The organism is uncultured Buchnera sp. (assembly GCF_913776765.1).
In the GTDB taxonomy this organism is placed as follows: Bacteria; Pseudomonadota; Gammaproteobacteria; order Enterobacterales; family Enterobacteriaceae; genus Buchnera; species Buchnera aphidicola_AO.
On the sequence record NZ_CAJYPO010000001.1, the window covers coordinates 213,416 to 227,407 of the forward strand.

9 protein-coding genes are annotated in these 13,992 nt (G+C 22.3%); 1 reads left to right on the forward strand and 8 read right to left on the reverse strand.

Going from position 1 to position 13,992, the window contains the following annotated elements; all coding sequences use genetic code 11:
- Nucleotides 1–3: 3 nt before the first annotated feature.
- From recD to QZ401_RS01185, 8 genes are all read right to left on the reverse strand, one after another.
- On the reverse strand, nt 4–1,800 hold the full coding sequence (gene recD / locus QZ401_RS01150) for an exodeoxyribonuclease V subunit alpha (protein ID WP_295164854.1): 1,797 nt from the start codon (nt 1,798–1,800) through the stop codon (nt 4–6).
- 20 nt (nt 1,801–1,820) lie between these two features.
- On the reverse strand, nt 1,821–5,300 hold the full coding sequence (gene recB / locus QZ401_RS01155) for an exodeoxyribonuclease V subunit beta (RefSeq protein ID WP_295164204.1): 3,480 nt from the start codon (nt 5,298–5,300) through the stop codon (nt 1,821–1,823).
- A 21-nt stretch (nt 5,301–5,321) separates the two neighbouring features.
- Nucleotides 5,322–6,473: a hypothetical protein gene (locus tag QZ401_RS01160; RefSeq protein WP_366664885.1), complete on the reverse strand. Its 1,152-nt coding sequence runs from the start codon at nt 6,471–6,473 to the stop codon at nt 5,322–5,324.
- A gap of 119 nt (nt 6,474–6,592) precedes the next feature.
- Nucleotides 6,593–8,464 (reverse strand): exodeoxyribonuclease V subunit gamma, encoded by a 1,872-nt coding sequence (locus QZ401_RS01165; RefSeq protein WP_295164206.1) that lies wholly within the window; start codon nt 8,462–8,464, stop codon nt 6,593–6,595.
- A gap of 109 nt (nt 8,465–8,573) precedes the next feature.
- The gene (gene mscS, locus QZ401_RS01170) at nt 8,574–9,425 is read right to left on the reverse strand and encodes a small-conductance mechanosensitive channel MscS (protein ID WP_158337429.1); all 852 of its coding nucleotides are present in this window, start codon (nt 9,423–9,425) and stop codon (nt 8,574–8,576) included.
- A gap of 167 nt (nt 9,426–9,592) precedes the next feature.
- The gene (fbaA, locus tag QZ401_RS01175; protein WP_295164209.1) at nt 9,593–10,672 is read right to left on the reverse strand and encodes a class II fructose-bisphosphate aldolase; all 1,080 of its coding nucleotides are present in this window, start codon (nt 10,670–10,672) and stop codon (nt 9,593–9,595) included.
- Nucleotides 10,673–10,720: 48 nt separating this feature from the next.
- Nucleotides 10,721–11,887 carry a phosphoglycerate kinase gene (locus QZ401_RS01180; protein WP_295164211.1) on the reverse strand — a complete coding sequence of 389 codons (1,167 nt, stop codon included), beginning with the start codon at nt 11,885–11,887 and terminating at the stop codon, nt 10,721–10,723.
- Between the two features lie 24 nt (nt 11,888–11,911).
- Nucleotides 11,912–12,502, reverse strand: a complete 591-nt coding sequence (locus QZ401_RS01185; protein ID WP_295164213.1) for a YhgN family NAAT transporter — start codon at nt 12,500–12,502, stop codon at nt 11,912–11,914.
- Between the two features lie 332 nt (nt 12,503–12,834).
- Here QZ401_RS01185 and asd point away from each other — a divergent pair, with 332 nt between their 5' ends.
- Entirely contained in the window at nt 12,835–13,947 is a 1,113-nt protein-coding gene (asd, locus tag QZ401_RS01190) for an aspartate-semialdehyde dehydrogenase (protein WP_295164859.1), read from the forward strand.
- The last annotated feature ends 45 nt before the right edge of the window (nt 13,948–13,992 follow it).

Below are 13,992 nucleotides of genomic sequence, written 5' to 3' on the forward strand. Positions count from 1 at the left end.
TTTTTAATTTTTTAGAATTTTTTTAAATATTTCTTTTGTTGAAAAAATATTTAATTTTTTTCGAGTTCTTGTGATACCAGTATATAAAATGTCTTTTTTTAAAATTTTTAAGTTTTTATTTGGCAGTATTAATGTTACGTTATCAAATTCAGAACCTTGAGCTTTATGTACAGTAATTGACCAAGCAGTTTCATAATTTTTCAATATTTCTACGGGAATATTTTTAAGGACATTGTCTTTTTTTAAAAAAGAAACTTGTAAAATATTTTTTTTACTAAGATTAGTGATACCTATTTCACCGTTAGATATTCCTAAATATTTATTATTTTCTGTAATTATAATAGGTTTTCCTACATACCAAAATTTATTGTTTATATAAAAGCGTTTATCAATAATATTTTTTTTATACATTTCTTCTTCTAAAATTTTATTTATAAAATTTACACCAAAAAAACCGTTTCGCACAATGCATAATATTTGATGATTTTTAAAAATCTTTATTATTTCTTTTATGTTTTCTTTTTCGTATATTTTTCTCCAAAAAATTTTATTATTATTAATAATAATACTAACCATGTTTTTGTATTGTTTTTCAGAATTAACTTCATAGAAAAAAATATTTTTTATTGAGTTTTTAAATAATTTTTGAAAAACTTTTTCTTTATTATTATAAATTGCATTTGATAATATATATATTCCTGTTTTTTTTCCAAATCTATAGCTTTTTTTGAGAATACATATTTTATCGCTTATACAAGCAGTATTTTTTTCATTTATTTTATTGTTTTTTATTGTATTTTGTGTAATTTTTTTTAAAATAGATTGAGTTTTTAAACTATATCCATCCTCAGCATAATTACAAACATATTTTAAAATAGAACTTGATTTTACTGGTTTTAATTGATTATGATCTCCAATAAAAATTATTTTAGTTTCTTTAGAAAGTGCTGATAATATATTACTCATCATTAAAATATCTATCATAGATGCTTCATCAATAATTAAAACGTCCATGATTAGACGGTTTTTTTTATTAAAAAAAACTTTTTCAGAAGTTTTTGAAATTCCTAGCAATTGATGTATAGTAATAGGATTTAAAAAAATTGTTTTTTTTTCTTCTTTATTGAAATAACAATCTAAAAATTTATCATTTAATGTTTCTATTAAATGTTCTGTAGCTTTTCCTGTTGGCGCGGATAATTGAATTTTTATTGTTTTTTTCGAGTTTTTTATTAACGCAATGATTATTTTCAATATTGTAGTAGTTTTACCGGTTCCGGGTCCTCCAGTTATAAAAACAATATTATTTATTAAAGTTAATGCTACAGCTATCTTTTGAAGATTGTCTTTTTTTTCAGGAAATAAATTATTTAATATATTAAAGCATTTTTTTATGTCAGTTTCATTAAACGGATCATTTTTATATAAACGTTTTAAGATTTTTTTTTCAGCTTTCCATGTTTTATAAAAATATACTTTTTCTTCAAAAAATACCAAAGGAGTTATAACAGAACCGTCGCTAAATGACGTATGTTTTGATAATTCTAATGACCAATTTATTTTTTTTTTGTTTAAACATTCTAAAATTTTTTTGATAAATTTTTTATTTGATATAGAAAAAAAATAATTTTTTTCGAAATATTTAATCGGTAAAAAAATATGACCATTTTTACTTTCAAAGCTTATACAGGCAGATACTAACATAACAATAGAGTTTTTTTTTGAAATGAATTGTGAAAAATAAAAATCAATTAAACTAATTATATTTTTCTTTGCTAAATTTTTTAATAAATTAGACATATTCATTTTAATTAAATTACTTATTTTTTTTGTAGAAATAAATTAGTTAATTTTTTAATTAACAAATAATCTGGAATAGTATAAAAAATGCTATCTTTTTTCTTTATACCTCGTACAAACATATAAAATATTCCACCGAAATGAGTTTCATAATGATATTTTTTTATTTTTTTCTTTAAATATTGATGTAATGCTAATGTATATAGCTGATATTGTAAATCATATCGATTTTTAATAATTTCTTTTTTTATGTTCTTAAAAGAATAACAATTATCATTGTTACCTAAATAATTAGACTTATAATCAAGTATATAATATTTTTTATTAAAAATAAAAACTAAGTCGATGAAACCTTTTAAAATTCCTGTAACAGGATTAAAGAATATTTTTGGAGAAACAGAAGAAATTAAATCGAGAGATTGAACAGTTTGATTAAGATCGTGGCTATATAATATATTTTTTATAGGTAAAAAAAATTCTAATTCTTTTATATATTTTGTTTTTTTTAATGACGATAATGTAATATTTAAATTATTTATTTTTAAATTTAAAATATCATTTATCCAAGATATTAATGTTGGAGCCCATTTTTCTGAAAATTCATATTTTTTTAGAATTGCATAAAACCAATCAATATTTAATGGGTTATTAAATTTTATTTTTTTTAATATGTAATGAATAAGAATACCTGTTTTATTACCAGGTGGAAAATTATGAATTGTTAGTTTTTTATCTTTTTTTTTTAAAAAACATGATTCAATGTTTTCATATTGAATATTATTTAAATATTTATTTTCTTTTGTTAATTTTGTAAAACTAGTTATCTGAGAATATAATTCTATTTCTTTAAGTAAGAATTTGGGTTGCGATAATATATAAAAATTATCTTTCATCGTTGGAATTTTTAAGTTTATAGCTTCATATTTTACTTCAATGTACGATTTTTTATTTAGTATTTTCAATTCATCCAGCAATTCTTTATAATTCATATATTTTCCATCTTGTATAAGATATCCCAAAGAACTTTTATGAATATCAGTGTTATTTTTATCTTTTTTTCTTTCTTTTGTTAAACAGGCTATTCCTATACTGCAATGATGAATTGATCTAGTTAAAGCCACATATAAAAAACGTAAATCTTCTGCTAATCTTTCTTCATCCGATTTTTTTAAAGTTTTATAATTTTTGTTGTTATCAAAAAATATTTTTAGAGTTTTTTTTTCATGATAAAAATATGATTTTGATTTATTAAAATCTATAATAAAGGGTATCCAAACAATAGGATATTGTAATCCTTTTGATTTATGTATAGTAATAATTCTTATAATGTTCGATTCTTTAAAATTTTTAATACATTCATTTTCTAATAGAGTTCTTTTTTCTAGTATTTTTTTTTCAAACCAGCGAATCAAAGAATTTTCTTTATAGAAATCTTCAGATTTTTCTTGCAATAATTCAGCTATATGTAAAAAATTTATATTTTTTTCTTGATTTTTATAAATCTCAAAATTATTAGCATATTTTTGATATTCTAGTATCATGGCTTTAACAGTATTAAATATTCCTATATTTTTCCATTTTTCATTATATTCATATAATTTTTTTATTAAGAAATATGATATCTCTTTTTTAGGATTTTCTTTTATTTTTCGAACAGCTATTTTATTTAAAATATGTGTTAAAATAGATTGCTTTAATAAATTTATATCATTTGGATCTAAAATAGATTTAAGTATTGACAATAATTCATAAGCATCAAAAGTTTTAAATACACTTTTGTAGGGAGATGAATATTTTGACATAATATTAACTTTTTCTAATGATTCTTTAATAATTTTTGCTTCTTTTCTATTTCTAACTAATATAACAATATCTTCTTCTTTTAAAACTCTCTCTTTATTTTGATATGAAATTATCGCTTCACCTTTTTTTGCACAATTCAACCAATAACCGATTTCGTTTGCACATTGTTTTGCAATCCAATATCGATAATCTTCAATAGGTACTTTTTCTTTTTTTTGAAAGAAAAAAGAAATAGCAGCTTGATTTTTTTCTTTTATTTTAAATTTTATGTTCGAGTTTTTAGAAGATGATAAAATAGGTTCAAATGGAATATTTTTAAAATAAAATGGATTTTTATTTCGTGAAAATAAATAGTTAACAGCTTTGCATATATCTTTTGAAGAACGCCAATTTGTATCAAGATAATAATAATTTTTTATTTTATACTTAGCATGCAAATATGAAAAGATATTCGCTCCTCTAAAACTATATATTGATTGTTTTGGATCTCCAACTAAAAATAGTCCTGTTTTTTTGTTTTTATATAAAGTATTAAAAATTTGATATTGCTGTATGTTAGTATCTTGAAATTCGTCAATTAATGCTACTGGATATTTTTTAACTATTATTTTTCTTAAAATTTTTTCTTTTTTTATACTTTTTAAAAGAATTTCCAATAAATCATTAAATCCTAATAATGATTTTTTTTCTTTTTCTTTTTTTATAATTTTAGGAATGTTTTTTATAGCATAAAATAAAATGATATTTTTTAAAGAAAAATTTTCTTTTAGTATTTTGTTAATCTCTTTAAAAAAAATATGTTTTTGAAAATTATGATTTTTTGCATTTTTTTCTATATTTTTTTCTGAAAAATATTTTAAACAAATTGGAATTTTATAATTTTTTGTTTCAGATTCAGCCCATTCTGTGATTTTTTTTTGCCATTTAAAGATATTAAAGCTATTGTATATTCTTTTATTAATTTGTAATTTATTAATTATTTTTAATATAATTGAATTATAATTCAACCATTTTTTTTTAAAAATATTTATTTTATTTATTATTTTTTCATGAAGATCTATTAAATTTTCTTTTTTATCAAATTTTTCTTTGAAATTTATTAGTGAATTAGTTTGTAATATCGGTTTTATGTCTCTTAAGAGAGCATCTGGACTATTATATTCTTCATAAATTATTTGAATAATTTTTTTTGGTAAATTATAGAAAAAAAATCTCCAAAAATCTTGTGTCGCTTGTAAATATAAAAAGGATTCGTTTTCAATTATTTCTCCACTGAAACTAAAAGTATTGTTTTGTAAAATATCTTGACAGAATCCATGTATTGTATAAATAGAAGCATTATTTATGTTTATTTTAGCATTTTCTAATATAGAAATTGCTTCTTCAAAATTTTTTATTTTTTTTAAAAAAGATTGAAAAATAGGATCTTCGCTTTTTTTATTTATGCATGATGAATATAATTTTTCAATATTTTTTTTTATTCGTACATATAGTTCTTCTTTTGCCGCATTAGTAAAAGTTACCACTAGTATTTCTTCTATTGGTAATTTTTTCACATTTTTTTTATCTTCTGACACTCCTAATAATAAACGTAGATATAAAAATGCGATCGTACTTGTTTTTCCTGTTCCTGCAGAAGCTTCAATTAAATTGATCCCGTTTAGAGGTATTTGAAATATATTTAATTTTTTTCTCATTATATTAATTTTATATATTTTTTATTTTTTTTGATTTTTTAGTATTGGAGTCAACCATTTTTTAGAAATTTTACAAATTTTTTTTACATTTAATTTAGAAATAATTTGTTGTATATACAAATCTTCTTTTTCTCCTGATATATATTCATTTCCTATCCATGTCTGATGTAGTATTTTATATGCTTTTCTTTTTATATTTTTGTCTTTGTGGATACAATTATTTTTTTTATCATAAACTTTGTCAAACCAATTTGATCCTGATTTGATCAGTAACAAAGGACTTTTTATTCCTTTTTTGTATCCTTCAATATAGTTTAAAAGATAATTATATGCTATGTTAGATGATAGAGAACAAAAAGAAAAAATTTGTTTTTTATACCCTATAATTTTACTTTCTCCAGTACCTCCTAAGACACAGTAAATTAAGTGTTCTAACCATAGTGATATTCGATCTCTATAATTAATCATACCTAATTTCCATCGAAGTAAACCTGTACTTTGTATTTCATCTAAACATCCGTTGATGTTGTATTTCTCTATTTTTATATCAAAAATTTCTTTTTTAGGTAATATTCGATATTTAGAAATTTGTTTTATTAATATTTCTATTTCTTTCTTTTTTTCTTTCAACAACAATGATCCAAAATACCCGTAGGGTAAAATACCAGATAAAATAATTTTTTTAAATGTGTCTATTGTATTTTCATTTTTCAACATTTTTTTAAAAATTATATGACTGATTTTAAAATCATCTAATTTATTGATTGAAAACGGTTCTGTTATGATATTTTTTTCCAGTTTTCTAAGCTTGATATTTAATGTATAATTAAAGAAATAACGTATTGGATTTTTCCAAAAAGATATTATGTTTTTTAAATTAATTTTAATAGAATCAAGATTTGTTGAATCTTGTACAGAAAAAATTTTATTGTATATTTCTTTATTTATTTTTTTTGTTTTTTGAATTTTATTAAAATTAATTTTTTCTATCTGTTTTTTTTCATAAAAATCTTCTTTTTTGTGTTTTTTACAAATGCTTTCAGAAATCTTTTCTTTATTATTTTTTAAATTGTAACATTTTGTAAAATAAAAATTTGATGTGATATAATTTAATAATTGATTAATTAATATTGACGGATCAATTTTATTATTATTTTTTAAAGAATATCCCACATAACTAATATAGAAAATTTCTTGAGTAGAAATGAAGTTTTGAAGAAATACATGATAACTTTCATTGCAAGAATTAAAATTGTTAGTAAATTGATATGTATCCAGTAAATTAAAAGAATTTAAAATTTTTTTTTAGGAATTTCTTGATGATCTGCCCCAATAATACATTTTATTTTAAATGGTATATAACATATTAAAGATGGATGACAAAAATTTATTACACCTGGTAAAAATTTTTTTCTACTGAAGTAATTCATAACATATGAAAATTTTTTTTTCAAAATACTTATAGGAATTTTTTTTTCATAGTTAGATATCAACGCATCATCAATCATTTTTATCCAATTTTTATTGATTGTGTTAATACCATCTCTTATTTTTTTATTTTTATAAAAAAAATCATTTGCGAAACAAATAAATAATGAACGCCAAGATTTAATTTTTTTTGAAAATAATAATTTTTTTCTCCATTTATCAAGTATTTCAATTAAATTCATCAGTTTTCCTATTAATTCTGTTCTTGAAGTGTTAATAGAAGTAACAGATAAAATATTGTTCCAAATTTTTTCTTCTTCATTTATCGCATAACTAACTAGTAATTTTTTAATACCGTAAAACCAAGTATTTTGATTATTTTTTGGGGAAATTAAATTCTTTTTTTGTTTTTTGTCAAGACCCCATCGTATATTTGCTTTTTTAATCCATTCATGTAAAATATTTATTTCTTCTTCTGAAATATTAAAATTATCTCTTATATCCTGGATTTCAATTAAATCTAATATTTCTTCATTGTTAAAACGGATATTTGATAAATCTAGTATTTTATTAAAAATAAATAGTACTTTTTCTATTGTATCAGAATGTTTTTTAGATATATAAAAAGGGATTATTTCTTTTTTATTTTTAGATTTAAATATCGAATTAATATAAGTTATGTAAGTATTTAATGAAAATGAAGTAACAACAATATCACCAGCTTTTATTTTTGGATTATTTTTGAAAAAAGTTAATAACTTTTGATATAAAACTTCAATTTCATGTTTTTTATTGTAGCAAATATTTATTGATATCGAGTCATCTTTTGGTACAAAACGTTTTTTGTCTAGTATATTTTTGTTTTTTTTCAAATTTAACATGTCATTTTTAATGATGTTAAGTAAATTTTTTTTATTATTTTTTTGAAAAAAATAATTGAATTTTATTTTTTTAAATGTTTTAAAAAATAAAAAATAAAACTTTTCATATTTTTCCCATAAATTTATTAATGAATTATTTTTTTGAAAAACACAGTTTTTTTTCTCTTCAATAAAATTATCATAAAAAATTTCTTTTTTACAAGCATTAACAGATAAAAAATATATATCCGTATATATACTTATTCTTTTAAAAACTTCCATATATGTTGGATTTAAATGTGAAGAAGAAATAATAAAAATTCGTTTTGGAAATTTTATTTTTGTTGTTTTTATTAATATTTTAAATTTTTTGAACAAATTTGAGAAATGCCATCTTGATTGTTGAAGTTGTTCTGTATAATGGATAATTTTAATCCATAATTTTACTTGCCATTCATCATCTTTGTTAATTTTTAATATTTTTTTTTGATTTTTTTCCCATGTATTAATCCAATTTGGTTGATATAGAATATATTGTTCATATAAATGAGCCATTAAAAATGAAAAATTAAATTTTTTTGTTATTTTATCTTTTTTTTGAATTAATTCAATAAAATCGTTTTCTTCTATAATTTTCATAATTTTCCAAGTTATAATTGATCTTGAAAATATATTATTAAATCTAATATTAGGTAGAATTTTTTTAAATAATTTCCATATAAAAACGTTAGGGTGAATTAATTTAAAATCTGCAGAAACTCCTGTATTGTTCGCAACAAATATATTTAAATATTGAAACAATGTTTCATTGTCATTAATAATAATTTCTCTTTCAAAAATATTAATAAATGGTTTTTCTTTTATTATTTCGCACATTTTGGTTAACAAAATATTAATTTGATTTGATTTATAAACAAAAAACATAAATACCTTATTTTTAATAAAATAAAAATTTAGAAAACAGTATAATATAAGTTATAAAAAATTAATTTTTATTTTTTTTATAAAGATGAACATCTATTTGAGGATAAGGAATATTAATATTATTTTTATCTAGTTCTTTCTTAAATTTAGCCATTAAATCCCAATATACTGCGTTTAATTCGTCGGTACTGCTCCAACAGCGAATAATAAAATTTAAAGAAGATGGAGCTAACTCACTTAAACCAATAACAATATCTCGATCTTTCATGACTCTATCTTCATTTTCTATTACTTTTCTGAGTACTTTTATCACTAAATCAATATCAGTGTTATATGAAACACTAATAGAAAATTCGTTACGACGAGCAGGTTCTCTAGAATAATTAATAATGTTTCCAGAAATAATTTTATTATTTGGAACTACTACAATTTTACCGTCTAACGTTCGTAATGTAGTATAAAAGATATGAATATTTAAAACTGTTCCGGCTACGTTTCCTAGATTAACATATTCTCCTGTTTTTAAAGGTCTTAAAGTAACTAATAGTACTCCTGCTGCAAAATTAGATAAAGAGCCTTGTAGTGCCAATCCAATTGCCATACCAGCAGCTCCCAATATAGCAATTACTGATGTTGTTTGTACTCCAATTCTTCCTAGTGAAGCAATAAGCGTAAAAGTTATGATAATATATCGCATTAATGCAGAAAGAAAACCAGCAATAGTAGCGTCAATATGACGTGTTATTAATATTTGATTTACTCCATTAGATACTATTTTAGCTATAAACATTCCAGAAATTAGAATAATAATAGCTGAAGTTAAATTAATTAAATATCCAAACAATAATTCTTGATTTCGTATTAACCAATTTCCTGCATGATTAATATCATTTACTACGTTTAATTCATCCATTTTTATCTCTATTTTGTTAATGTAAATAATTTTTATTAATATTTTTTTAAAAAATTAAATAAATATAAAATGTATTAATATATTACATAGAATAAATTTTTAAAAAAATTTCGGAGAATATTTTTATTTATTCCCCGGACTTAAATATAAAATTTTTTTATTTATTTTTATAAAATGTTAAAAGCATTAAGATCCTTGAATGTTTTTTCTAATCTTTTAGACATTGATTCTTGAGATTCTCTGATCCATGATCTAGGGTCGTAATATTTTTTATTAGGTATGTTTTTACCATTTTTGTTGCCTAATTGTTTTTGTAAAAAGTCTTTATTTTTTTTATAAAAATTTAAGACCCCTTTCCAAGTTGCCCATTGCATATCAGTATCAATATTCATTTTTACTATACCGTACTCGATAGATTCATGTATTTCTTTTAAATCTGAACCTGAACCACCATGAAATACGAAATTTAATGGAAATTTTTTTAAATTATGCTTAATTCTTACATATTCTTGTGATGCTTTTAGAATACTTGGTTTTAGATTAACGTTCCCAGGTTGATATACACCATGTACATTTCCAAATGAAGCTGCAATAGTAAAATTTGTGCTGATTTTACTTAATTTTTCATATGCATAATTAACATCCTTAGGCTGTGTATAAAGTAATTTTTTATCTATTTTGCTGTTGTCTATACCGTCTTCTTCTCCTCCTGTGCATCCTAACTCAATTTCTAACATCATGTTTATTTTTTTTATTTTTTTTAAATAATTGCTGCAAGTGGAAATGTTTTCTTTCAAACTTTCTTTTGATAAGTCAATCATATGAGAAGTAAAAAGAGGTTTTCCAAAATTTTGATAGTGTTTCTTACCTTCTTTTAGTAATCCATTAATCCATGGCAACATTTCTTTTGAACAATGGTCCGTATGCAATATTACTGGAATTTGATAGTATTTTGACATTAAATGTACGTGTTGAGCTCCTGATATAGATCCTTGAATAGCTTGATCTTCGTGATTTTTTGAAGATATTTTTTTATAACCTGCAATAAAAGAAGATCCCCCATAAGAAAATTGTATAATCACTGGAGATTTTACTCTGGAGGCAGTTTCTAAGACTGTATTTATTGAATCAGTACCTATGCAATTGACAGCTGGTATCGCAAATTTCTTTTTTTTAGCTAATTCGAATATTATCTGACATTCATTACCTGTTAGAACTCCAGGTTGAATAGAATTTAAAATTTTCAATTTCTTTCCTATTATTTGAATTTTTTATTAAAATAGATTATTTAAAACTTATTTGTTAAAATTTTCTTCTAGCATTTTTATTGCTGGTAATTTTTTTCCTTCTATAAATTCTAAAAATGCTCCTCCTCCTGTGGAAATATAAGAAATTTTGTCTTTTATTTGAAACATATCAATGACAGATAATGTATCTCCACCACCTGCTATTGAAAATCCATTATTTTCTGAAATTGTTTTTGCAATCATTTCAGTTCCTTTTCGAAAATTAGGAAATTCAAACACCCCAACAGGTCCATTCCAAAGAATTGTTTTTGCTTTTTTAAGGATTTTAATAATTTTCTTTATTGTTTCATCACCAAAATCCATAATTTCTTCGTTATTTTTGATTTTAGAAGATAATTTTATTGTGCATTTTTCATTAGGAGAAAAATTTTTTCCAACACGAGAATCAATCGGTATAATAATATTACTGTGTTCATCACGTAATTTTTTAGCTTTTAGTATGAATTCTGGTTCATATAATGATTTTCCAACATTATTATCAATGGCTAAAAATGTATTAGCTATACCTCCTCCGACAATTATTGTATCTGATATTTTAGCTAATTTATTCAGTACATTAAATTTAGTTGATACTTTTGCACCTCCTACTATAGCCACCATAGGACGAATTGGATTTTTTAATGCTTTTTTTAAACTATTAATTTCAGATATTAAAAGAGGTCCAGCACATGCAATTTTAACAAATTTTCCAATGCCATATGTTGAAGATTGTATTCTATGTGAACTACCAAAAGCATCCATAACAAAAATATCACATAAATTAGCATATTCTTTAGATAAATTTTCATCATTTTTTAGTTCTCCTACGTTAAAACGAACATTTTCTAAAATCAATATTTCTCCTGAATTTATTTCAACTTTTTTTAAATGATTATGAGAAAAATAAATTTTTGTTTCTTTTAATTTTTTCTTTAGATATTCAAAAATAGGGAATAAAGAATATTTTTGTGTATAGTGTCCTTCTTTTGGACGTCCTAAATGAGACATAATAATTATTTTAGCTTTTTTTTGAACTGCCATTTTAATGGTAGGAAGAGCAGCAAGTATTCTTGCATCAGATTGAATTATTCCATCTTTCATCGGAACATTTAAATCTGTTCTTATTAAAATTTTTTTTCCTGTTATATTCAATTCAGTCATTTTTCTCAAATTCATAAAATCACCTTTATTTAACAAATTTTAATTTTTAAACCATGCTCTTATTCCGTCAAGAAACATTTGGGTAGAGAGCATTATTAGTATAAGACCCATTAATCGTTCTAATGCATTTACACCTTTATCACCAAATAATTTTAAAAATAAACCAGATAATAATAATATTATAATTGTAAAAAACCATGCAATTAGTAATGATCCCACCAAATAAGACATATGATGAAGATACTGATGAGACAATAACATCAAAGTAGCTAATAAAGATGGTCCTGCAACTAACGGAATAGCTAATGGAACCAAAAACGGTTCCTCGTCTGAAGAAGTTCCACTATTGTTGTCATCTGAAGGAAAAATCATTTTTATAGCAATAAGAAATAAAATAATTCCTCCAGATATAGAGACTGTTTCAGTTTTTAAATTAAGAACAGTAAGTATTTTTTCTCCGACAAATAAAAATATTAACATAACAACTAGAGCTATAATCATTTCACGTATAACTACTATTCTTCTCCTTTTTGCATCTAAATTTTTTAATATTGTCATAAAAATTGGAAGATTGCCTAAAGGATCCATGATTAATATTAGCAATATAGTTGTAGAAATTATTTCATTCATTTTAATTTATTATGTCCTTTTAGAAATGTAAAGTTTTTAACGATGTGCAATTTGAACAAAATATTGAAAATTTTATTTAACAATATAAATATATTAATATTATTTTTTTTTATATATATATAAATCTTAATTTTAAGATAAATTTATAATTTTATAGTATATTAAAAATTTAAATAAAATTTTATATTTTCTGCAAATAACTATTTTTTTCATAAAAAGTATACAGTATTTATATTTACTTTCGGAGGACGGAAAGATTTTACTTTAACTAAATTAGTTATCAATTTTGATGAAAATTGTTGTTAATTTAAAAATCCGTATATTAATTAATGATTAAGTCTGTTGGAATAATTGGTTGGCGTGGAATGGTAGGATCAGTTTTATTAAAAAGGATGCAGGAAGAAAATGATTTTTCAAAAATTGTTCCTCACTTTTTTTCCACTTCTCAATCTGGTCAAGATGGTCCTATTATAAATAATATATTATTTAAAAACTTAAAGGATGCTTATAATATTAATTTATTACAAGAAATGAATATTATTATTACATGTCAAGGAAGTTCTTATACTGAAAAAGTTTATCCACAATTGCGCAATAAAAATTGGAAAGGTTATTGGATAGATGCTGCTTCTACTTTAAGAATGGAAAATGATTCTATAATCGTATTAGATCCTGTAAACTTAAACATCATAAATAATGGATTAGATAAAGGAATTAAAACTTTTGTAGGTGGTAATTGTACTGTTAGTTTAATGTTAATGGCTTTAGGGGGATTATTTTCAAATAATTTAATAGATTGGATTTCTGTATCTACTTATCAAGCAGCATCTGGTGCTGGTTCTCGTCATGTAATTGAATTATTAAAACAAATGGGTTCTTTATATAATGTTGTTTCTGAACAATTATTAGATAAATCTTATTCTGTTTTAGATATTGAGAAAAAAGTCACTCGAGAAAGTCGTAATAAAAACTTTCCGTTAGAAAACTTTTCTGTACCGTTAGCTGCTAGTTTAATACCTTGGATAGATGTAGAAATGGAAAGTGGTCAAAGTCGAGAAGAATGGAAAGGACAAGCTGAAACAAATAAAATTTTAAATTTGAAAAAAAAGATCTTAATTGACGGGACATGTGTTCGAATTAGTTCAATTCGATGTCATAGTCAGTCATTTTTAATTAAATTAAAAAAGGATATTTCTTTAGAGAATATCAAAGAAATTATTGTTAATCACAACCAATGGGTTAATGTTGTGCCTAACAACATGAAAGAAACGTTATATAATTTAACTCCATCTTCGGTGACTGGTACATTAAAGATACCAGTAGGTAGATTAAGAAAATTAAATATGGGTAATAAATATCTTTCTGCTTTTACTGTGGGAGATCAATTATTATGGGGTGCCGCTGAGCCTTTAAGAAGAATGTTAAATTTATTAGTTGACATTTGATTTTTTAAGAAAAAAAAATTTTACTCATAAAGTATATATTAATAT